This is a genomic window from Pseudomonas sp. GQ91 (genome assembly GCF_059758795.1).
The window spans coordinates 70,652-92,644 of record NZ_JCAXED010000015.1 but is presented as its reverse complement, the minus strand read 5'-3'; the positions used below and the strand labels follow the sequence as shown (position 1 = coordinate 92,644).

General features: G+C 59.6%; 19 protein-coding genes, 4 tRNA genes and 2 pseudogenes. 7 read left to right on the top strand and 18 right to left on the bottom strand.

Annotated features, from left to right (window positions below):
* Window positions 1–8 precede the first annotated feature (8 nt).
* The 13 genes from AC6CIA_RS21440 to uvrB all read right to left on the bottom strand — a co-directional run bounded on the left by AC6CIA_RS21440 (window position 9) and on the right by uvrB (window position 10,585).
* Entirely contained in the window at window positions 9–995 is a 987-nt protein-coding gene (locus AC6CIA_RS21440) for a hypothetical protein (RefSeq protein ID WP_498314914.1), read from the bottom strand.
* 179 nt (window positions 996–1,174) lie between these two features.
* Window positions 1,175–2,119, bottom strand: a complete 945-nt coding sequence (locus tag AC6CIA_RS21435; RefSeq protein ID WP_498314912.1) for a hypothetical protein — start codon at window positions 2,117–2,119, stop codon at window positions 1,175–1,177.
* Between the two features lie 401 nt (window positions 2,120–2,520).
* Window positions 2,521–2,970, bottom strand: coding sequence for an Hsp20 family protein (locus tag AC6CIA_RS21430; protein ID WP_339530334.1), 450 nt, complete (start codon window positions 2,968–2,970; stop codon window positions 2,521–2,523).
* A 118-nt stretch (window positions 2,971–3,088) separates the two neighbouring features.
* The gene (locus AC6CIA_RS21425; RefSeq protein ID WP_498314910.1) at window positions 3,089–4,048 is read right to left on the bottom strand and encodes a tRNA dihydrouridine synthase; all 960 of its coding nucleotides are present in this window, start codon (window positions 4,046–4,048) and stop codon (window positions 3,089–3,091) included.
* An 81-nt stretch (window positions 4,049–4,129) separates the two neighbouring features.
* The gene (locus tag AC6CIA_RS21420; protein ID WP_498314908.1) at window positions 4,130–4,561 is read right to left on the bottom strand and encodes an acyl-CoA thioesterase; all 432 of its coding nucleotides are present in this window, start codon (window positions 4,559–4,561) and stop codon (window positions 4,130–4,132) included.
* A 55-nt stretch (window positions 4,562–4,616) separates the two neighbouring features.
* Window positions 4,617–5,450 (bottom strand): alpha/beta hydrolase, encoded by an 834-nt coding sequence (locus AC6CIA_RS21415; RefSeq protein WP_498314906.1) that lies wholly within the window; start codon window positions 5,448–5,450, stop codon window positions 4,617–4,619.
* Window positions 5,451–5,478: 28 nt separating this feature from the next.
* A complete protein-coding gene (locus tag AC6CIA_RS21410; protein ID WP_498314904.1) occupies window positions 5,479–6,018 on the bottom strand; it encodes a TetR/AcrR family transcriptional regulator in 540 nt (179 codons plus the stop codon).
* A 195-nt stretch (window positions 6,019–6,213) separates the two neighbouring features.
* Window positions 6,214–6,289, bottom strand: a tRNA-Glu gene (locus tag AC6CIA_RS21405).
* 91 nt (window positions 6,290–6,380) lie between these two features.
* Window positions 6,381–6,456, bottom strand: a tRNA-Ala gene (locus AC6CIA_RS21400).
* Between the two features lie 50 nt (window positions 6,457–6,506).
* A tRNA-Glu gene (locus AC6CIA_RS21395) sits at window positions 6,507–6,582 on the bottom strand.
* A gap of 89 nt (window positions 6,583–6,671) precedes the next feature.
* A tRNA-Ala gene (locus tag AC6CIA_RS21390) sits at window positions 6,672–6,747 on the bottom strand.
* 147 nt (window positions 6,748–6,894) lie between these two features.
* Complete coding sequence (gltX, locus tag AC6CIA_RS21385) at window positions 6,895–8,376, bottom strand: glutamate--tRNA ligase (protein WP_498314902.1); 1,482 nt, start codon at window positions 8,374–8,376, stop codon at window positions 6,895–6,897.
* 193 nt (window positions 8,377–8,569) lie between these two features.
* Window positions 8,570–10,585: an excinuclease ABC subunit UvrB gene (gene uvrB, locus AC6CIA_RS21380; protein ID WP_498314900.1), complete on the bottom strand. Its 2,016-nt coding sequence runs from the start codon at window positions 10,583–10,585 to the stop codon at window positions 8,570–8,572.
* Between the two features lie 348 nt (window positions 10,586–10,933).
* Here uvrB and AC6CIA_RS21375 point away from each other — a divergent pair, with 348 nt between their 5' ends.
* Window positions 10,934–12,130, top strand: coding sequence for an amino acid aminotransferase (locus AC6CIA_RS21375; RefSeq protein WP_498314898.1), 1,197 nt, complete (start codon window positions 10,934–10,936; stop codon window positions 12,128–12,130).
* A 123-nt stretch (window positions 12,131–12,253) separates the two neighbouring features.
* Window positions 12,254–12,463 carry a hypothetical protein gene (locus AC6CIA_RS21370; RefSeq protein WP_339530349.1) on the top strand — a complete coding sequence of 70 codons (210 nt, stop codon included), beginning with the start codon at window positions 12,254–12,256 and terminating at the stop codon, window positions 12,461–12,463.
* 89 nt (window positions 12,464–12,552) lie between these two features.
* Here the strand turns inward: AC6CIA_RS21370 and ptrR are convergent, their stop codons facing one another.
* Window positions 12,553–13,425, bottom strand: a complete 873-nt coding sequence (gene ptrR / locus AC6CIA_RS21365; protein WP_498314896.1) for a putrescine utilization regulator PtrR — start codon at window positions 13,423–13,425, stop codon at window positions 12,553–12,555.
* Between the two features lie 103 nt (window positions 13,426–13,528).
* Here ptrR and AC6CIA_RS21360 point away from each other — a divergent pair, with 103 nt between their 5' ends.
* Window positions 13,529–14,920, top strand: a complete 1,392-nt coding sequence (locus tag AC6CIA_RS21360; protein ID WP_498314894.1) for an aldehyde dehydrogenase family protein — start codon at window positions 13,529–13,531, stop codon at window positions 14,918–14,920.
* A 117-nt stretch (window positions 14,921–15,037) separates the two neighbouring features.
* Here AC6CIA_RS21360 and AC6CIA_RS21355 read toward each other — a convergent pair whose 3' ends face one another.
* Window positions 15,038–16,738, bottom strand: a complete 1,701-nt coding sequence (locus AC6CIA_RS21355) for an L-lactate permease (protein WP_498314892.1) — start codon at window positions 16,736–16,738, stop codon at window positions 15,038–15,040.
* A gap of 18 nt (window positions 16,739–16,756) precedes the next feature.
* Window positions 16,757–17,030, bottom strand: a pseudogene (locus tag AC6CIA_RS21350) (FAD-linked oxidase C-terminal domain-containing protein); the annotation flags it as partial.
* A gap of 249 nt (window positions 17,031–17,279) precedes the next feature.
* Between AC6CIA_RS21350 and glcC the strand changes: the two are divergent.
* Window positions 17,280–18,053: a transcriptional regulator GlcC gene (glcC, locus tag AC6CIA_RS21345; protein ID WP_498314890.1), complete on the top strand. Its 774-nt coding sequence runs from the start codon at window positions 17,280–17,282 to the stop codon at window positions 18,051–18,053.
* A gap of 6 nt (window positions 18,054–18,059) precedes the next feature.
* Here glcC and AC6CIA_RS21340 read toward each other — a convergent pair whose 3' ends face one another.
* On the bottom strand, window positions 18,060–18,353 hold the full coding sequence (locus AC6CIA_RS21340) for an ArsR/SmtB family transcription factor (protein ID WP_339530361.1): 294 nt from the start codon (window positions 18,351–18,353) through the stop codon (window positions 18,060–18,062).
* 70 nt (window positions 18,354–18,423) lie between these two features.
* Between AC6CIA_RS21340 and AC6CIA_RS21335 the strand changes: the two genes are divergently transcribed.
* Window positions 18,424–19,239: an alpha/beta fold hydrolase gene (locus tag AC6CIA_RS21335; protein WP_498314887.1), complete on the top strand. Its 816-nt coding sequence runs from the start codon at window positions 18,424–18,426 to the stop codon at window positions 19,237–19,239.
* Window positions 19,240–19,282: 43 nt separating this feature from the next.
* On the opposite strand, the gene AC6CIA_RS21330 is transcribed toward AC6CIA_RS21335, so the two are convergent.
* Window positions 19,283–20,032 carry a substrate-binding periplasmic protein gene (locus AC6CIA_RS21330; RefSeq protein WP_498314885.1) on the bottom strand — a complete coding sequence of 250 codons (750 nt, stop codon included), beginning with the start codon at window positions 20,030–20,032 and terminating at the stop codon, window positions 19,283–19,285.
* A gap of 383 nt (window positions 20,033–20,415) precedes the next feature.
* Between AC6CIA_RS21330 and AC6CIA_RS21325 the strand changes: the two are divergent.
* Window positions 20,416–20,688 (top strand): annotated as a pseudogene (locus AC6CIA_RS21325) (PAS domain-containing protein); the annotation flags it as partial.
* 201 nt (window positions 20,689–20,889) lie between these two features.
* Window positions 20,890–21,981, top strand: coding sequence for a methyl-accepting chemotaxis protein (locus AC6CIA_RS21320; RefSeq protein WP_498315027.1), 1,092 nt, complete (start codon window positions 20,890–20,892; stop codon window positions 21,979–21,981).
* The last annotated feature ends 12 nt before the right edge of the window (window positions 21,982–21,993 follow it).

Genomic DNA, 21,993 nt, shown 5'->3' with positions numbered 1-21,993 from the left:
TGGTCTCCTCAGTTCAATACATAGCCACGGAACCCGCCTGGTGCGACCGCTTCGCTCTTGCGCCCATGCCGATCGACGGCGCCTTCGGCAAGCACGGCCCCGCGCTGAATGCCTTGCTCAAAAACGCCAATCGCATCCTTTTCCAGCACTTGATCTGGCAGCGTCATCTGCATATGGCCGACCAAGCCCAAACCTTGCAGCATACGTTTCGGGAATTCCCCCCTCAGACTGGCTTGCAGGGCGGCGTCGAAACTTGCGAAAGGCGGGTTACCCAGGCTTCCGTCTTTTTTGCGCGCAATAAACGCGGCCGTGATGAAGTGGGCATCCTTGAGCATGCCTGCGTCATCGCCGGAAAAATTCGCTGAACTCGCCACTTGCTTGAGCTGATCGCGGCTGATGTGCACCTTGTAATCATCGCGCATCACCACGTCATAGCCGTCACCGCTGGGCGTGACCTCCCTGAATACGTCCATCGGGCTTTGGCCGAATCTAAGCATCGCGGCCTTGACGGAGGCAACATGCACGCTGACGTTGTAGGTCTGGCCGAACTCCCGCGGGGACTCATATAACCCGGACCATGGTTTAAGCGGTCGTTCGCCATTTCGCCTGACGGAAAAGTCCTCAAGGACTGAGGGCGGATCGAGTTCCCGCGGTGTCACCGGGTCTATTGGCACCTGGACCGAAGGGTTTATCTGCGGCATCACGGTGTAGGGCACGGTTTCATCACCGAGCAGTTTGGTAAGCCTGCCAATGACGTCTGTCAGCAGCGTGAACAAGGACATAAGCTTCATCATGAAATCCCCCCCATCCTGCCCGTCCACCGGGCGCGTCGGTGAAGATTTAACCCCTGCAGCGGGTGGCGCGGATGGCGCGCTGTTAACGACATTATTAACTACCTTGTTTAATACTACCGGCGGCTTGTCACACGTCTGCCGCACTTGCTCTTGGAGACAAAAATGTTCACGCGAGCCCGCGGGCCTTGAAGAAATAAGCATGCTAAAAACCTTTTAGTGAAACAACGAGATCGTTAGGTTGCGCGGCGAGGTCGCAAGGTGATTAAGGGCGTAGCGATTGTTTGACTAGAGCAGACACACGCCGTGCAATAAGTTGCAGGTGTTAAAACCTCGTCTGAGCCCATGGATAACTTTATATAAGCGGTGAGCGCTACGTGAGCTCACACAAGCCCGGTGATGGTTTCTGGCCAATAGGGTGTTCTGCCTCGGCGCCCCCATAACTCTTCGACGCCATCAATCACTGCCACAGAATGTCCGCGTCGCTCAATGGTGCCAACCATGCCATTAAGTAACGCCGATAACGGAACATTGCGAACATGTTCTCTCAGGCCGAGGCGCATTAATCCCTCTCGCGAATGTTCGCCATCGTTCAATGTGCGTATCGCCTGCTGGAAACTATGTGCCGCCGTGCGGTCGTTGTTCTCCAACTGCGCGCGCTTGGCACTTGCGGCAAACAGAAAGTGTGCATCCTCGAGCATTTCTCGATCATTGCCCAGGAAGGCAGATTTCCTGGCAGCGATGTTCAGCTCATCGTGACTCAACTGAAGTTTAAATCCATCACGCATCACTACATCGAATCCGGCCTGCGTTTCCTTCACCTCTTTGAATATATCGCGAGGTTTCTGGCCAAACCGCATCATCGCCGCCTTAATCGCAGAGACCGTCACGCAGTTACCATCGGTTCCCTGACGGAAACCACCCCATATATCGTCGGGCTTTTTGCCGGGGACGTACTCTGGCATGACTGGGGACGGCCGCACCGGCGTCACCACAGCCGGTGCAACCCTCGGTTCAGGCACTGACGGTACAAAACCAGGTTTGCCCGGCGAGTAGCGAGTCGGATTCGGAGAAAGTGTTTCCCTGAGTTTATTTATCATGCCATCGAACAAGCCGAGCATTTTTTTAATCGCATCCACCATACTTCGCAAACCTTCCATGTCCATAATCTGACGTTGAGGCGTGGCGGGAGGTTGTGGATGTAGAGGGTGAATAGCGCTGGGGTATTGCCAATGACGTGCACGTTCTGCATGTACCTGACTTGCTGCCTGCTTATCCTGTGCGAATGAGTGAATATCGACACCGTTACATTGACCCGATATGCGCATGGGCTTCTCCAGAGTGGTCAGCTTAAGAAAGCACTAAGCAACAAAAGCCTTATCACGATCAGATAAGTCCGAATCACTATCAGATCGTGCTTAGTACATGTCGTAAGTGGCCAACAGGGCTTACGCGTTCCAGCAGCACAAGTAACCATACACTGCAAAAGGTTAAAACGGCTTCAGTGCCCAGAGGCTTAATCTGTCCATCTGCAGGATTTATCCGACGCCCGTGACCTGCGCCACACCCCGCTCCACGCGGTGTGCCGGGGTGTTCGGCGCACCGCCGCCAGATGAGCAGGCGAGTTGCGCCGTGTAGTGTCCTGCCACACTTGAGCGGCTGAACGACGCGCACAAAAAAGGGCGCCCGTGGCGCCCTTCTTGACTGCGTGTCATTGAAAAATGGCTACTTAATGCTGCAAGGCAGGCTTCTGCGCCCCATTGATCGGGATACGCTTGGCTTTCGCCTCTTCCGGTACAACCCGCAGCAGGTCGATACTCAGCAGCCCGTTGCTCAGGTCCGCGGCCTTGATTTCAATGTGATCCGCCAAGCGGAACGACAATTTGAAAGCGCGCTGGGCAATGCCCTGATGCAGGTAGGTGACGCTCTCGGCCTTGGGATCGCGCTTGCCGCCACTGACGGTCAAGACACCCTTCTCCACTTGCAACTCCAGATCGTCTTCCTGCAAGCCAGCCGCCGCGATCACGATGCGGTATTGATCATCACCGTGCTTCTCGACGTTGTAGGGCGGGTAGCTGCTGCCTGGTTCGTTGCGCAGGGCCGTTTCAAACAGGTCGTTGAAACGGTCGAAACCCACGGAAGAGCGAAACAGCGGCGCCAGGGAAAATGCAGTACTCATGGTTCAAATCTCCTGAAATATCAGCAAGGTTTTTATCTCCACGACCCGAATTCGGCATCGTGTACTCCCTAGATAAGGATCGCCGATTGCATTTCAAGAGATCTTTTTGAAAAAAATTCTACGCCGCTGCAGGATGCGCCATGCCCAACAAACCACTGACTTGCTGCAGATCGGTTTCCCGGCGCAAGGCCGTAAACAGCTCCACCGCCTGCGGGTAATTGCGCGTCAGCATGGCCAGCCATTGCTTTAAACGTCCCGGCGCCTGCCGTTCAGTCAGTTGCGCCACCGATTGCGACCAGAACTCCCGCAGCATGGGCTGCATCTGCTCCCAGGTCATCTCGACGATCTCTTCGCCGGCACGCGCTGCAGCGATTTGCCGCGCGAGGTCCGGACGCGCGACCAGGCCGCGGCCGAGCATGATGTCCTCGGCGCCACTGATCTCCCGACAACGCCGCCAGTCCTCGACACTCCAGATATCCCCGTTGGCGAATACCGGCACCTTGACCACGTCTTGCACCCTCGGGATCCACTCCCAATGGGCGGGCGGCTTGTAGCCATCGGTCTTGGTCCGCGCATGCACGACGATGTGAGACGCACCGCCTTCGGCCAGGGCCGTGGCACATACCAGCGCGCCATCCGGGCTGTCGAAGCCCAGGCGCATCTTGGCCGTCACCGGGATGTGCGCAGGCACCGCCCGGCGCACATGTTCAACGATCCGGTTGAGCAGCTCCGGCTCCTTGAGCAGCACGGCGCCACCGCGGGACTTGTTGACCGTCTTGGCCGGGCAGCCGAAGTTCAGGTCGATCACCTCGGAGCCGAGTTCACAGGCCAATGCGGCGTTTTCCGCCAGGCATACAGGGTCGGAGCCGAGCAATTGCACGCGCAATGGCACACCGGCGGCGGTTTGCGCACCGTGCAGCAATTCAGGCGCGAGTTTGTGGAAATAGGCCGGCGTCAGCAGGCGGTCGTTGACCCGGATAAACTCGGTCACGCACCAATCGATACCGCCGACACGGGTCAGCACGTCCCGCAGGATGTTGTCGACCAACCCCTCCATGGGCGCCAAAGCAATTTGCATGGAAAACACTCAACGAAAAACAAAGCTACGAAAAACGCAGCGCAGTTTACTGGTTTCCCAGCGCAACGGTTAATCCATGTGTCAGGTGTGCAACGCCACGCCATAGCCATCGATGAACTCCGCCGGCATGCGCTTGGGTTTGCCGCTGGACAGTTCGATACAGACAAAGGTGGTTTGCGCGCGCAACAGGGTGCTGCCGTCGCGGGGACGCAACAGTTGGAAACGCCGGGTCATTTTCAAGCGTTGATCCCAGTCGACGATCCAGGTTGCCAGCTGCAACTCATCACCTTCATAACCCGCTGCCAGGTAATCGATCTCATGGCGCACTACGGCCATCGCTCGATCGAGGCGTCGGTACGCGGTGAGATCCAGCCCCAGACGCTGGGAGTGGCGCCAGGCACAACGCTCCAGCCAGGCAACGTACACCGCGTTATTGGCGTGGCCGAGGCCGTCGATATCTTCAGGCCCGACCAACAGATCAATGATAAACGGTGTTGCCAGATCCCAGCCCATGCCTTGCTCCCGGTCGATTAATGTCGGCAGCGGGCAGTGTAACCCAATGATCCTCTCAAGCGGTTTGGCGCTCGGACTGACGACAACCGGCCACTAACGCCAGCACACTTTCAATCACCTGCGGGTCAGCCAGCACTTTCTGGTGCCCGCCTTGCTCCAGGCGCAACAGGCGGCTGTCGAACCAGGCCTCGTGAATCGCCTGGGACGCCTTGACCGGCACAAAGCCATCGTCTGCGGCATGCACGATCAGTCCCGGCAGGTTCAGTTGATAATGCGCGACATCCAAGTGCTTGAGCGGCATGCCGAACGCGTGCTCGACCTGCTGGATAAACGCCGCCCGCGCCCGCGCCGGTAGCCCGACCATGCCGGCAAAACCACGGAGCACATCGAGAAACCTCGAAGGCGCGGCAATACTCACCAACGCATGGGTGCGCAAGCCCAATTGCACGGCCAGCAGCGCACTCGCGCCGCCCATCGAGTGACCGACTACCGCGTGCAACGGCGGTAACTCGGCCGCCGCCTCGAGCATCGCCCGGGCAAACAACAGCACGTGAGCTTCATGCCCTGGCGAGCGCCCATGGGCCGGCCCCTCAAGGGCAATCACTGAGTAACCGGCATCAACCAATGCCGTGATCAGGCTGGCGAACTGAGTGGGGCGCCCTTCCCAGCCGTGCATCATTAACACCGTCGGCCCTTGCCCCCAACGCAGAGCGGACAAACCGAAGCGCAACGTAATGCGCTCCGATTGCGCGAGCAGCGGCAGCTCCCAGTCACGCGGCGGCAAATCCCGAGGCGTCATGAAAACACGGCGCATCTTGCTGGCGATGGTCTGCGGCGCCAGCCTGCCGACGGTGCCGTTGACGCCACGAATCCACTTTAACGTGCCCATCATTCACTCCCCAGGCTCCAGAGCCTTCTCAGCGCACCGCCGACTTGGATGCACGCAATATGCGATCCGACAACTCTCCCGGTCCCAGGCCGCGAGCCAGGATCAGACCACCAATCATCAGCGCCATATCAGCCAGCGCCTTATCGGTTTCTTCTGGACGGGTCGCCAGCTGTGCGGCCATCAGCTCGATGTGCTCGCTCAATACTTCGCGAAAACCGTCCGGCAAACGCCCCATCTCGCCGACCGTTGCCGGCATCGGACAGGCTTGTTCAGTAGAGTCGCGGTGTTTGCGTGACAGATAGAACGCCGCCACCAAGGCTCGACGCTCTTCACCAGTGAGACTTGCATCCATCTCCTCAATAGCCGCTCGACGCCGTGCCAGCAGTTGCTGAAACGCCTCCAGCATCAAGGCATCCTTGCTTTCAAAATGCGCGTAGAAGCCGCCCACGGTCAGCCCCGCCGCCCCCATGACCTCGCCCACACTGGGCTCGGCGGGACCGCGCTGGATCAACGCGGCGCTGGCGGCCTGCAGAATGCGTTCTCGGGTTTGTGCCTTTTTATCGCTCATCACTGCCTCCGAATATTACGAATAAAATATTATACTCATAATAATGCTTGGCAAGTGCTGAACATGACCGTTGGTCAGGAGAAGCCATATGGGGAGGAGGAAGGAAAGGGCCAGGGAGAAACCCAAACGCCAGACAAACAAAAGGGCCATTCAATAATCGAATGACCCTTATAAATCCCGCAGAGCGGGTAATCGTGGCGTCCCCTAGGGGACTCGAACCCCTGTTACCGCCGTGAAAGGGCGGTGTCCTAGGCCACTAGACGAAGGGGACACAAACCTTCTGTACAACTTGATCAGGCTGGGCTTGAAACCTGGTCTGATCTATTCAAGGACGGTGTGGCCGCAACCTTGAACCTGTAAATTGGTGGAGCTAAACGGGATCGAACCGTTGACCTCTTGCATGCCATGCAAGCGCTCTCCCAGCTGAGCTATAGCCCCGGATTTTTCGCCTCGCGGCGCAGCAGACCTTGCGAGCTGCTTGTTGAAACTGGCGTCCCCTAGGGGACTCGAACCCCTGTTACCGCCGTGAAAGGGCGGTGTCCTAGGCCACTAGACGAAGGGGACAAAACCTTCTGTACAACCTGATCAGGCCGATCTGGGAAACTGGCCTGATCGATTCAAGGACGGTGTGGCCAGACCTTGAATCTGTAAATTGGTGGAGCTAAACGGGATCGAACCGTTGACCTCTTGCATGCCATGCAAGCGCTCTCCCAGCTGAGCTATAGCCCCTCGTCGGTGAGGACGGGGCGAATCTTAAGGGCGTATTGGAAGGCTGTCAAATTTTTTTTCAACAATTTTCAAAGTTTTTTGTCGGCATAACAATCACTTACCGATCAAACCCCGGAAAACCGGGGTTTGACCCTTACAGCAGCGGGCTCAGGCGATAGCGCCCAGCAGCTTTTCCCATTCCTTGTTTTCTTTCTTCGACACACCACCAAGCAAATCAAGGGCTTGGCGCAGACGGAAACGGGTCAGGTCCGGACCGAGAATTTCCATCGCATCGAGTACCGAGACCGAACTGGCTTGCCCGGTGATCGCGGCAAACATCAACGGCATGGCATCCCGCAGTTTCAACTCCAGAGACTCGACCACGGCCTGGATCGTCGCGGTAATGGCCTCCTTTTCCCACTGGCGCAGGCTTTCCAGCTTCCACAGAATCAACTGCATCAACTGGCGAACCTGATCACCCGAGAGCTTCTTGGATTCAAACAGCTTGGCATCGGGCGCCACGCCACCGGCAAAAAAGAAACCGGCCAACGGCGCGATCTGGCTAAAGGTTTCCACCCTGCCCTGCACATGCGGTGCAATCTTCATCATGTACTCGGGATTCAATGCCCACTGCTGTACCCGGCTGGCGAATGCTTCCACCGGCAGGTCACGCAACCATTGACCATTGAGCCACGAGAGTTTCTCGATGTCGAAAATCGGCCCACCAAGGGAGACGCGGGACAGGTCAAAATTGTCGACCATTTCCTGCAGCGAGAACTTCTCGCGTTCATCCGGCATCGACCAACCCATGCGGCCCAGGTAGTTGAGCATCGCTTCGGGCATAAAACCCATGCGCTCGTAGAACGTCACCGAAGTCGGGTTCTTGCGCTTCGACAACTTGCTCTTGTCCGGGTTACGCAGCAGTGGCATGTAGCACAACTGCGGTTGCTCCCAGCCGAAGTACTCGTAAAGCAGAATCAGTTTGGGCGCCGACGGCAGCCACTCTTCGCCACGCAGCACGTGGGTGATGCCCATCAGGTGGTCATCGACGACGTTAGCCAGGAAGTAGGTCGGCAGGCCGTCGGTCTTCATCAGCACCTGCATGTCCATGCGATCCCACGGGATCTCGACATCGCCACGCAGCATGTCCGGCACCACGCACACGCCCTCGCTCGGCACTTTCATGCGGATCACGTGGGGTTCGCCAGCCGCCAGGCGCCGGGCCACTTCTTCCTTGGACAGCAACAGTGCGCGGCCGTCGTAGCGCGGGGTTTCACCGCGGGCCTGTTGTTCGGCGCGCATCTGGTCGAGTTCTTCGGCGGTGCAGAAGCACGGGAAAGCGTGGCCCATATCGACCAGTTGCTGAGTGTACTTTTTGTAGATCTCGCTGCGCTCACTCTGGCGATACGGACCGTGTGGACCGCCGACATCCGGACCTTCGGCCCAGGTGATACCCAACCAGCGCAGGGCATCAAAAATCTGCTGCTCCGACTCGCGGGTCGAGCGCAGTTGGTCGGTGTCTTCGATCCGCAGGATGAATTCACCGCCGTGCTGCTTGGCAAAGCAGTAGTTGAACAAGGCGATGTAGGCAGTGCCGACGTGGGGATCCCCAGTGGGCGATGGCGCGATGCGCGTGCGGACGGTGGTCATGACGGGTCTCGAATGGGCAATAAAGCTGAAAATTGAAGCAAGGGCCGAATGGTAACAGCCCCGAGTTCCATATTGTAGGAGCGAGCTTGCTCGCGAAGAGCGCGAGGGCATCGCGTTTAACCAGAATGCCCACGTTATCGTTGAGGTTTTTCGCGAGTGGGCTCGCTCCTACAATGGGTAAGGAACAAAAGGGTCAAACAGTCAGCAAGCGCTCGCGCAACTTGCCAATCTCATCACGCATCTGCGCCGCCGCTTCAAACTCCAGGTCACGCGCCAACTGGTACATTTTTTCTTCCAGCTGACGGATACGCTTGGTGATTTCGCTCGGCGACCGCAGTTCGTTTTCGTACTTGGCGTTTTCCTCGGCGGCCTTGGCCATGCCCTTGCGCTTCTTGCTGCGCGAACCCGGCACGGTAGCGCCTTCCATAATGTCGGCGACGTCCTTGAACACGCCTTTGGGGGTGATACCGTTCTCCAGGTTGAAGGCGATCTGTTTGTCGCGGCGCCGCTGGGTCTCGCCGATTGCCCGCTCCATAGAACCGGTGATCCGGTCCGCATACAGAATCGCCCGCCCGTTGAGGTTACGCGCGGCCCGCCCGATGGTCTGGATCAGCGAGCGCTCGGACCGCAGGAAGCCTTCTTTATCCGCGTCGAGAATCGCCACCAGGGACACTTCCGGCATGTCCAGGCCTTCGCGCAGCAGGTTGATCCCCACCAGCACATCGAAAGTGCCAAGGCGCAGGTCACGGATGATTTCCACGCGCTCCACGGTATCGATGTCCGAGTGCAGATAGCGCACCCGCACGCCGTGATCCGCCAGGTAGTCGGTCAAGTCCTCGGACATGCGCTTGGTCAGCGTGGTCACCAGCACCCGCTCTTCCAGCGCCACGCGCTTGTTGATTTCCGACAGCAGGTCATCGACCTGGGTCAATGCCGGACGAATCTCGATTTCCGGGTCGACCAGTCCGGTCGGACGCACCAGTTGCTCAATCACCCGGCCGGCATGCTCGGCCTCGTAGTTGCCCGGCGTGGCCGAAACAAAGATGGTCTGCGGGCTGATGCTTTCCCATTCATCAAAACGCATCGGCCGGTTGTCCAGCGCCGACGGCAGGCGGAAGCCATACTCCACCAGGGTTTCCTTGCGCGAACGGTCGCCCTTATACATCGCGCCGACCTGCGGAACACTGACGTGGGATTCGTCGATCACCAGCAAAGCGTCCGCCGGCAGGTAGTCGTAGAGGGTCGGCGGCGGCGCGCCGGATTCACGGCCTGACAGGTAACGCGAGTAGTTTTCGATGCCGTTGCAGTAACCCAGCTCCAGAATCATCTCCAGGTCGAAGCGCGTACGCTGCTCCAGCCGCTGGGCCTCCACCAGCTTGTTGTTCGAGCGCAGGTACTCCAGGCGCTCGGCCAGTTCGGCCTTGATCCCTTCGATGGCGCCCAACAGGGTTTCACGCGGGGTCACGTAGTGGCTTTTCGGATAGAAGGTAAACCGCGGCAGTTTGCGAATCACTTCGCCAGTCAGCGGATCGAAGGCGGACAAGCTCTCGACCTCATCATCGAACAGCTCGATGCGGATCGCTTCCAGGTCCGACTCCGCCGGGTAGATATCGATCACATCGCCGCGCACGCGAAAGGTGGCGCGGGCGAAGTCCATGTCGTTGCGGGTGTATTGCAGGTCCGCCAGGCGGCGCAGCAAGGCACGCTGGTCGAGTTTGTCGCCGCGATCCACGTGCAGCACCATCTTCAAATAGGTTTCCGGGCTGCCCAGGCCGTAGATGCATGACACCGTGGTGACGATGATCGCATCCTTGCGCTCCAGCAACGCCTTGGTCGCCGACAAGCGCATCTGTTCAATATGGTCGTTGATCGAGGCGTCCTTCTCGATAAAGGTATCGGAAGACGGCACGTAGGCTTCCGGCTGGTAGTAGTCGTAGTAGGAAACGAAATACTCCACTGCGTTGTTCGGAAAGAACGCCTTGAACTCACCGTACAACTGCGCGGCCAGGGTCTTGTTCGGCGCCAGTACCAGCGTCGGGCGCTGGACCTGGGCGATCACGTTGGCGATGCTGAAGGTCTTGCCAGAACCGGTCACCCCGAGCAAGGTCTGGTGGGCCAGGCCGGCTTCGATGCCTTCGACCATCTGGCGGATGGCTTCCGGTTGATCGCCGGCGGGTTCGAAGCGGGTGACAAGCTGGAATTCCGACATAACGTACCTCTGAAGCCATCCCGGCGCGCTGAAACCGGCAGGGACGGAAAAGACAACATGCAACGAAGGCTGCGACAACGCCCGTTGCAGGAAAAAACCATGATAGCTGTAGAAGTGGAGGCGAACATCAGCGGTTTCAAGGCAATCGTCCTACATGCCAGTTACCATCAATGTTGCAATAAGACTAACGGTCGAAAAATAAACCGAAAAACTTGGCCGAAAAGCCATTTCGGCTGTCGCCGCGAGCGGTGATGGCCTCTATACTAGCTCCCCGTTTGTGCATCGCTCTAGTGCATTCGGCTGGAGCGTGACACGTCCCTCCTTTTCCCACTCAGAGCCGCCGCAAAAATGAGCCTGTTCTCCGCTGTCGAAATGGCACCACGCGATCCTATCCTGGGCCTCAACGAAGCATTCAACGCTGATACCCGAACCACCAAGGTCAACCTGGGCGTGGGCGTTTACTGCAATGAGGAGGGGAAGATTCCACTCTTGCGTGCCGTTGCCGAAGCGGAAGCCATTCGTGTAGCGCAACACGCCGCCCGTGGTTACTTGCCGATCGACGGTATCGCCGCCTACGACCTGGCCGTACAGAAACTGTTATTCGGCAACGACTCGCCACTGCTCAGCGCCGGTCGCGTTATCACCGCGCAAGCCGTCGGCGGCACGGGCGCGCTGAAAATCGGCGCCGACTTCCTCAAGCAACTGCTGCCCGACGCCGTCGTCGCCATCAGTGACCCAAGCTGGGAAAACCACCGCGCGCTGTTTGAAAACGCCGGTTTTCCGGTACACAACTACCGCTACTACGACGCCGCCACCCACGATGTGAACCGTGCCGGCCTGCTGGAAGACCTCAACGCCCTGCCACCCCAGTCGATCGTGGTCTTGCACGCCTGCTGCCACAACCCGACCGGCGTCGACCTTAGCCCGGCGGACTGGCAACAGGTGTTGGACGTGGTCAAGGCGAAAAACCACGTGCCGTTCCTCGACATGGCCTACCAGGGCTTTGGCGACGGCATCGACGAAGACGCCGCCGCGGTGCGGCTGTTCGCCGAATCGGGCCTGACGTTCTTCGTCTCCAGCTCGTTCTCCAAATCGTTCTCGCTGTATGGCGAGCGCGTCGGCGCACTGTCCATCGTCAGCGAATCGAAAGAAGAGAGCGCGCGCATCCTGTCCCAGGTCAAGCGCGTGATCCGCACCAACTACTCCAACCCGCCGACCCACGGCGCGGCGATTGTCGCCGCGGTGCTCAACAGCCCGGAACTGCGTGCCCAATGGGAAGCGGAACTGGGCGAAATGCGTTTGCGCATCCGTGGCATGCGCGAGCAGATGGTCGCCGAGTTGGCCCAGGCTGCGCCCGGCCACGACTTCAGTTTCGTCGGTCGCCAGCGCGGGATGTTCTCCTACTCGGGCCTGAGCGTTGAACAAGTCACCCGCCTGCGCAGCGAATTCGGTATCTATGCCCTGGACACCGGCCGCATCTGCGTGGCGGCATTGAACCAGGCAAATATCGGCGCCGTGACCAAGGCCATCGTTCAAGTGCTGTAAGCCTGCGGTTGATGTCAAAAAGGGGAAGCCATCGGCTTCCCCTTTTTAGTGCGCAGAAAACTCCTTTTTCCAGCACGCAGCCCCTAGACTGATGAGACGACCGCCCTTTGCGATGAGATCCCTATGAGAAACGACGACCTGAACCTGCGTGCCGACCGCGACGAACTGGAGCACTTCACTCCCCGTGCCCCACACGCCAAGCGCCAGAAAAGCCTGGTGCTGCAGGTGGCCCTCGGGGTATTTCTCGGCGGCCTGGCGCTGTGGCTGGTGCAACTGGGCGCCACCGCACTGATCGCCAGGCTGGCCATGGGCACCCTGCAGTTTGGCGGCTAGCCATTAAAATCCCTCATCTACCGCGCATCGCCGAGCAAGCGTAAGTCTCGTAGCCGCGTAGCAGCTATCGAGCCTTGGCGAGGCAGCTGCTACGACTGGGTCAAGGCACGTTCTTCCAGCAGACGCACAAAACTGTTCAGGCTCTGCGACACCGTCCCGCGCCGCCAGATCAGCCAGGTATGCAATACCCGGAAGCTGTCCGTCAGCGGCCATACACTCACCGCGGCAAATCCCGGCATGCTCTCCAACATGCTGCGTGGCATCAGCGCCAGTCCAGCCCCGGCGCTGACGCACGCGAGCATGCCGTGGTACGACTCAATCTCGAAGATCTTGCCCGGCACCGCGCCATCCTGTGAAAACCAGCGCTCGAAATGATGCCGGTACGAACAGTTTGACCGAAAGGTATAGATGCTCTCGCCATTCACATCCTGTCCCCGTGTGATTGGCGCGTGGTGCAGTGGCGCTATCACCACCATCTCCTCTTCAAACACCGCCACACCTTCCAGGGTCGCATGCAACACCGGTCCATCGACAAACGCCGCGGCAAGCCGTCCGGACAACACGCCCTCGATCATCGTCCCGGACGGCCCGGTGCTCAGGTCCAGCTCCACCTTGGCGTACTTCTGGTTATACGCAGCAAGCAGGGCCGGAATCCGCACCGCCGCGGTGCTTTCCAGCGAACCCAGGGCAAACGCGCCCTGGGGCTCCTCCCCCGCCACCGTCGCGCGGGCCTCTTGCACCAGATCGAGAATGCGCCGCGCATACCCAAGGAAATTCCACCCCGCCGGTGACAGCCGCAAACGGCTCTTCTCGCGAATGAACAACTGCACGCCCAGATCCTGCTCCAGCTGCTTGATGCGTGTCGTCAGGTTCGACGGTACCCGATGAATCAGCTGCGAGGCGGCGCTGATGCTGCCTTGCTCGGCAACAGCCTTGAAAATTTCCAGCTGCACAAGATCCAAGTCATTCTCCAATCGTGAACATATTGCTTAATATTATTCAGTTTCAGAAAAAGATACAGCCCCGTACCCTGCCCTCAACCCACTCATTCAGCAGGACGGTGTCATGCACGCTATTTCTCCCCAGACCCACGCCCTGTCGATCAATCCCGCCACAGGCGAAACCGTCGGCAGCTATCCCTACGAAACCGCATCGCAACTGGACGCAGCCCTCAGCCGTGCCACCGATGCCTTCCGCGCTTGGCGCCATACGCCGGTCGGACAACGCGCCGAGTTGATGCTGGCGCTGGCCGCGACCCTGCGCGATCAGGCGGAAACGATGGCGCAGATGATTACCCTGGAAATGGGCAAACCCATTGCCCAGGCCCGCGCCGAAATCGAAAAATGCGCGGGGCTCTGTGAATGGTATGCGGCCCACGGCCCGGCAATGCTCGCCCCGGAGCCGACCCTGGTGGACAACGGTGAGGCACATATCGAATATCGCCCGCTGGGCCCGATCCTCGCGGTGATGCCGTGGAATTTCCCGGTCTGGCAAGTGCTGCGCGGCGCCGTGCCAAGCCTGCTCAGCGGCAACACTTACGTGCTTAAACACGCGCCGAATGTGATGGGCAGCGCGTACCTGATGCAACAAGCCTTTCAGCGCGCGGGCTTCGCCGACGGCCTGTTCGAAGTGATCAACGTCACCCAGGACGGCGTGTCCAGCGCCATCGCCGACCCACGCATCGCTGCCGTCACCCTTACCGGCAGCGTGCGCGCCGGCATCGCCATCGGCTCCCAGGCCGGCGCGGCGCTGAAGAAGTGCGTGCTGGAACTGGGTGGCTCCGACCCGTTTATCGTGCTCAACGACGCCAACCTCGACGAAGCGGTCCAGGCCGCTGTGATCGGCCGCTTCCAGAACTCCGGACAGGTCTGCGCCGCCGCCAAGCGCCTGATTATCGAAGAAGGCGTGGTGCACGCCTTCACCGCCAGATTCGTCGAAGCCAGCCGCCAACTGGTGATGGGGGACCCGACCTCGATCGACACCTACATTGGCCCCATGGCCCGCTTCGACCTGCGCGACGAACTGCACGGCCAAGTCCAGGCCACCCTCGAAGAAGGCGCCAGCCTGCTGCTGGGCGGGCATAAAATCGAAGGTGCTGGCAACTACTACGCACCAACGGTACTGGCCAACGTCACCGACCAGATGACCTCGTTCAGACAGGAACTGTTCGGCCCCGTGGCCTCCATCATCACCGCCCGCGATGCCGAGCACGCCGTCGCCCTGGCCAACGACAGCGAGTTCGGACTGACCGCCAGTGTGTTCACCACCAACGCGGAGCAGGCACGCCACATCGCCAACCAACTGGAAACCGGCGGGATCTTTATCAATGCCTACAGCGTCTCCGACCCACGGGTGGCATTTGGGGGTGTGAAAAAGAGTGGTTTTGGCCGCGAGTTGTCGCACTTTGGCGTGCGGGAATTCTGTAATGCCCAGACGGTCTGGCTGAATCGCCGCTGAGTGCAAAACAGCCCGCTCCATATGCCGTTCAGTTAAGCCAGTGAAGCGCCTGATACCGCTGTTGTGGCGAGGGGCTGGCTGGCAACCCGCCGGTTGGCGGGCTGCCGGAAAGCTCATTCAGGGCTTCACTTGCAGGGGGTCGCTGATACCCAGGAGATAGAAGCTGATCATGCCGATGATACCGGCCAGGATGATGTAGTACAGCGTTGGCAGCAGGGTCTTGCGCAGGGTGATCCCTTCGCGCCCCAACAGGCCGACCGTCGCCGACGCCGCCACCACGTTGTGGATAGCGATCATGTTACCCGCCGCCGCGCCCACCGATTGCAACGCTACCATCAGTGCGCCAGAGAGGCCCAACAGTTGCGCGGTGTTGAACTGGAACTGTGCCAGCATCAGGTTGGACACGGTGTTGGAACCGGCAATGAACGCACCCAGCGCGCCCACCGCCGGGGCGAAGATCGGGTACACACTGCCGACACTGTCTGCGACCAGTCGCGCCATCGCTACCGGCATCGACACCAGGTCCGACGCGTTCACCCCTGAGTTGATCAGGATACGCACCATGGGAATAGTGAAAATCAACACGAACCCTGCGCCGAGCAACGTTTTGCTCGATTCGCTGAAGGCCGCTACCCACTCCCCGGCACGCATGCGGTGCAGGAAAAAGGTCATCAGCGAAACCACGCAGAGCAGGCCGCCTGGCAGATAAAGCAGCTCCAGGCTGGCGGATACACCCGTCTCACCCAGAATATCCTTCCAGCCGAAGCTCAGTGACAGCAGCCAGGCTTTCAGTGGCGCAATCGTGCGCGACAGCACCAACAGCAAGGCCAGCAGTACATAAGGCGCCCAAGCCATAGGCACGGAAATCGCCTGCTTGCCGGCCACTTCGTCGATTTTCATCTCGATCTTGCCCATCCACTCGGCTGGCCACTCGCTCGCCGGGGCAAAATCCCAGGTGGTCTTAGGTAGCAGGAAGCCGGCTTTGACCGCCGGAATTACAATGCTCAAGCCCACCAGGGCACCGATCATCGAGGGGAATTCCGGACCGAGGAACACCCCGGCGGCGGCGTAAGGAATGACAAAAGCGAGGCCGGTGAAGATCGCAAACGGCGCCATTTCCAGGCCTTCGCGCCAGGATTGGTTCTTGCCGAAAAAGCGCGTCATGATGCTGACCATGATCAGTGGCATGAGGATCCCACAGAGGGCATGGACGATCGCCACCCGCGAGACAACCAGCTGGAAGAATACCTCCCAGTTGCTTCCCACGGCCGCCAGTTGCGCGCCGAGCCCGCTCTGGTCAAGGCCGCCCGTGACCCCGACCACCATCGGCGTACCGACCGCACCAAAGGAAACCGGCGTCGACTGCACCAGCATGCCGAGGACGACGGCGGCCATGGCCGGGAAGCCCAGCGCGACCATCAGCGGAGCAACCACCGCGGCAGGTGTGCCAAAGCCGGAAGCGCCCTCGATGAAGCAGCCGAACAACCAGGCCACGATCAACGCCTGGACCCGGCGGTCAGGACTGATATTGGCGAAGCCGCGGCGAATAGAGCTGATGCCGCCGGAATGTTTAAGGGTGTTGAGCAGCAGAATGGCGCCAAAGACAATCCACAGGATCGCCGCCGTGAGGACGAGACCCTGCAGCGTGGAAGCCAGGACTCGATTGAACGTCATGTCCCAGGCCCCAAGGCCGATCAGTGCGGTAAGCACGAAGACGACCGGCATGGCGTATTTGGCTGGCCAGCGAAAGCCGATCAGCAACACACCCGCCAGTACCAGCGGCACAAATGCCAGGATGGACAGCAGTGTTTGACTCATGGTTTGGTTCCTTTTTTATTGTTGTCGCCCAGGGACTCGATTGGCATCAAACAGAATCAGTGGGTGCATGTTGCCGTCGCCGGCATGGAACACGTTGCCCACCCGCAGGCCGAACGCCTCGGACAGCTCACAACTCCCCCCTGAGTCCACCGGGCAGTTCGCGACGCGGGAGGGTGCCATCCCTCTACCGCGGAAAAGGCGTTCTTGCGCCCCGCCCAGAACTTGACCCGTTCAACCCATCGCGGGCCATGCGCACTTCAGTGGCACCGGCCTTGTCCAGCACCGCGCGGACGGCAGGCGTTCTCGCTGGAGATTATTTTTTGCGGCACCGGTAGCGAGCCGGTCCGCTTGTTGTGGGTTATGTGTAGAGCCTTGCGGGCCCGCCGTCTATTGCCTAACACACTGGTATGACCAGTTTGTGCGAATTGACATCCAGTCAATCGATGTCAGGTCCCTGCAAACACCGCACGGGTAGCTATATTGGAAGGTACGTGTTCGCCCAATTAAAACTGGTACTACCAGTTGTCCCGAGGCACTCAGCATGCTTGAAGAGAGAGCCGGCACCCGCCGCCAGGTCAGTGATGTCGTTGCCGAACGGATTGAGCGACTGATCGTCGATGGCGTGCTCAAGGTCGGCCAAGCGCTGCCTTCGGAGCGTCGCCTGTGCGAAAAACTGGGGATCTCCCGCTCGGCGCTGCGAGAAGGATTGAAGGTGCTGCGCGGGCGCGGCATCATCGACACCGCCCATGGCCGTGACTCGCGGGTTGCCACGCTGAACGGAGCCCGCGATGCCAGCCCGCTGATGCACCTGTTCAACTCGCAGCCGCGCACCCTGTTTGATCTGCTGGAAGTGCGCGCCCTGCTGGAAGCCGAGTCGGCGCGCCTGGCCGCCTTGCGCGGCACTGATGCGGACTTCGTCCTGCTGACGCGACGCTACGAAGAAATGCTCGCCGCCCACAGCCAGTCAGTGTCTATCGAGCCACGCGAGCATGCCCGCCTGGACCACGCCTTCCATCTGGCGGTTTGCGAGGCCTCGCACAATCCGGTGTTGCTGCACACTTTGCAGTCATTGACCGATTTGATGCTCAGCACCGTGTTCGCTTCGGTCAACAACCTCTACCACCGCCCCCTGCAGAAACGCCAGATCGACCGTCAGCACGCACGGCTCTATCACGCGGTCATCGAGCGCATGCCGGAGCAGGCCCAACGCGCTGCGCGAGAACACATTCACAGCATCCGCGACAACCTCAAGGAGATCGAACAGGAGGAGCAACGCCTGGTGCGTGCGACCATGCGCCTGGAGGGCTGGGCGTGAGCCACCCTAGGCGCCTGATGCAAGCTCGCGGGCCAGCCAGTTCAGGTACTCACTGATCGCGCCTTCATCACGTTTGCAATAGGACCATTTCAGGTGTTTTCGCACCTTGATGAAGCCTGCCTCGCGGATAATCGCCAAATGCCTGCTGGCTGAGGGCTGAGCAATTGCCAACGCTTCGGCGATCAGGCTCATGCAGACCCCGAACTCGAGGGGATCAGCCGACTGTTGGTGGCCGAAGTGTTTTTGCGGAGCGGCCAGCAGCTTCAGGATCGTCAATCGCTGCTCGCTGGCCATCGCCATTATTTGTATTGATCTATTCATGCCGCCTATCATATCGTCATATAGCTATTTGACAATATGAGGTGAGGAGATGCTTGAGCTGCCAAACACCACCATCATCGAGGGCAACGCGGTACGTTGGGGCAGTTGCGGAAACGGACCGGCGCTAGTCGCGATTCACGGGACACCGTTTTCGTCACAAGTCTGGCGCAGGATAGTGCCGCACCTCACTGACCGCAGAACGGTGTACTACTTCGACCTGATCGGTTACGGCCTGTCCGAGATGCGCCCCGGTCAAGACGTATCCCTGGCTGTGCAGAATACGCTTCTTGCCGCGCTGTTTGCCGAGTGGGGCCTCCAGCGTCCGGATGTCCTCGCGCACGACTTCGGTGGGGCCACGGCCTTGCGGGCCTATTATCTGAACGGCTTGCGTTATGCGTCGTTGACGATTTTTGATGCGGTCGCGCTGGCGCCCTGGGGTTCACCGTTCGTGCAGCATGTGCGCCAGCACGAAGTGGCCTTTGCCGGCATGCCGGACTACATGCACCGCGCGCTGCTGCAGGCCTACCTGCAATCGGCAGCGCACCATCCCTTGTCGGAGCAAGCCCTCGGCATCTATAGCGCTCCATGGCTTGGGCCTGTGGGCCAACCTGCGTTCTACCGCCAGATTGCCCAGATGGATCAGAAATGGACGGACGAGGTCGAGGGACTCTACAGCCGCCTTGACTGTCCTGTCAGCGTCCTGTGGGGGAAGGACGACGATTGGATACCCCATGAGAAAGGCCTGGCCTTGGCTCGGTTGATCGCTGATCGTGACTGCCATCTGATCCCGGACGCCGGTCATCTGGTTCAGGAAGATTGCCCTGAAGCGATCGTGGCGGCAGTGCTCAAAAACATCGGGCACTAGCCCCTACGTGAGCGCCCTCGTGGAGGCATGCGAGGTTCGGGCGTCATTGCCCAACGGCGTGGTTGTAGCGATCCCGGATGCGCTTCAGCTCGCCCGAGCGACGCATCTGCTCCAGCGCGTGGGCCCATCGGGCGACCACTTCGTCGTCACTGTCGAGGCTGAACGCGATGTACAGCGATGAGCGATAAAGTTCGATGGGAATTTGCCGCAGCGTGCCGGGGGCGATGCCCAGTTGGCGACTGTAGTAAGTCACTCCCGCAGCGGTGTCACCGATAATAATGTCGGTGCGTCCGGCGAGCAGCATACGGTAGAGCTGCAGGCTCTCGGTCGCACTTTTTTCGAGGTTCTTGAACCCCAGCCCTTGCAGCGTCTCGGGTATCAGGCCTGCATGTCGCGTGGTGATCCGCGGAGCACGCATCAGTTGTTCCAGGGAGTTCACCGGCAGAGGCGCACTGGCTAGCTGATAGGGGTAAATGGACTCCTCCACAATCGGTCCGACCCACTTGTATAACGGTTCGCGCTCTGCCGTGCGGAACAGCGAATACATGATGCTTTTCGGCCGGGTTTTCAGTACGCGGGAGCTGCGCATGCTGGGCTGCAGCACCACGTCAAAGTCATCCCCGGTCAGCGCCATAATGCGCCGAACGATCTCGGTGGCCATGCCGGTGAGCTGGTTGTCCTCCCGGTAGTTATAAGGTGCCCACTCTTCAGTCACCACCTGATACTGTCCGGCCCCAACGACGGGACCGGACAATAGGCAGAGCAGCGCCGTGATGAGTGTCGAGAGTTTCATATGTTCTGCCTGGTGGGCTGCGCGGTGATCAAGAGCGGGCTGATTTAACAGGTAAAACCAGTATAGCTTCTCCCGGTCGCCCACTTTACCTGGAGCCTTTTCATTCAAGCGCTATGCTTTGCGCGGCACACCCGGCGGATGGCCCCCGGATTGGGTCCCCCAGGATCAATTACTTTTATGGAGCACGTGCGATATTCGGAATATTTGTTGTTCCACCCTGGCCCAATTGCACAGGTCTAACCCAACGCCAGATACCCCACGCCGGCATCGCACAATCGACGAAAGCAACTTCAATTACTTGTTATTAAAGTCATTTCATAAAAACAGAATCAACTTTTCGGCAGGGCAGTCGATGGCCTCATAGGAACCAGGGAGCAGTCACCATGAGAAATAACCAGCCAGTAACGCAGCGCGAGATTTCCCTCGCGCCTCCGCAGAAGCTCATCTCCACGACGGATGCAAGAGGCGTCATTACCTACTGCAATGACGCCTTCGTCGAGATCAGCGGCTTCGACAAAGGGGATCTGATCGGCGCGCCACAAAATATCGTGCGTCACCCCGATGTTCCCCCCGCCGTATTCGCCCACATGTGGGCCGCGCTCAAGCAAGGCAAGCCCTGGATGGGCATCGTCAAGAATCGCTCGAAAAATGGTGATCACTACTGGGTGAATGCCTACGTCACACCCATTTTCGAGGGGAGCCAAGTGGTGGGTTACGAATCGGTCAGAGTAAAGCCGAGCACCGAGCAAATCCGCCGCGCCGAAGCACTCTATATACGCATCAATCTTGGAAAGGCCGCCGTCCCGCGCCGTGATCGGTGGCAACCCGCCCTACTCGCCTGGCTACCTGTTTTGGCCATGGGTCTGGCGGGCGCGCTGGGCGGCGCCTTTCTCGGCACTGCAACGGCCATCATCCTGGCTGTTGGCGTATCGGTTCCGCTCGGACTGATTGTCTCGCGTCAGCAAAATCGCGGAACCCTGCGTTTGCTGGAAATGGCTGAAGCCTCTACTTCAGACGCGTTGCTGGGCAAAATGTACAGCGACGAGCGCGGTCTTCAGGCACGCCTGGAAACAGCCTTTGAGAGCCAGGCTGCCCGGCTCAAGACGTGCCTGACCCGGCTCCAGGATACCGCCGAGCAACTCAAAGGCCTGGCCGGAAGATCCGACGGTCTTGCCGGCGATAGTTCGCGCGGACTCGAACGCCAACGCGTCGAAACCGAGCAGGTATCCGCCGCGGTCAATCAGATGGCGGCGACCACCCAGGAGGTCGCCAACCATGTTCAGCGCACGGCTGATGCCACACAGCAAGCCAATGTATTGACCGGACGTGGCCGCGACGTGGCTCGAGACACCCGCGAAGCCATTCAGCGCCTCTCCGCAGTGGTCGGTGAGACCGGGCAAACCGTCGCGCAATTGGCTAAGGACAGCAATGAGATCGGAACGGTGGTCGACGTCATCAAAGGCATTGCCGACCAGACGAACCTGCTGGCCCTGAACGCCGCCATCGAAGGCGCGCGCGCGGGCGATATGGGCCGGGGATTCGCGGTGGTCGCCGATGAAGTGCGCCAGTTGGCACAGCGCACGACGCAGTCCACCACGCAAATCCATAGTCTGATATCGCAGTTGCAGGTCTCCTCCAACAATGCCGTAAAAACCATGGAAAGCGGGCATCGACAGGCCGAAGAAGGTGTCGCCCGCGTGCTTGAAGCAGACCAGGCGTTGCTCGGCATCAGCGAGGCCGTCGCGCACATTACGGACATGACCACCCAGATTGCCGCGGCGACCGAAGAGCAAACCTCCGTTGCAGAGGAAATCAGCCGCAACATCACGACCATCGCCGGTCTTGCGGATCAAACATCTGAACAGGCCAGGCATTCCGCAGAGCTGAGTCGGGAATTAACGCAGACAGCCATGACCCAGTATTCATTGGTCGAACGTTTTAATCGCTAGTCAATCAACTGG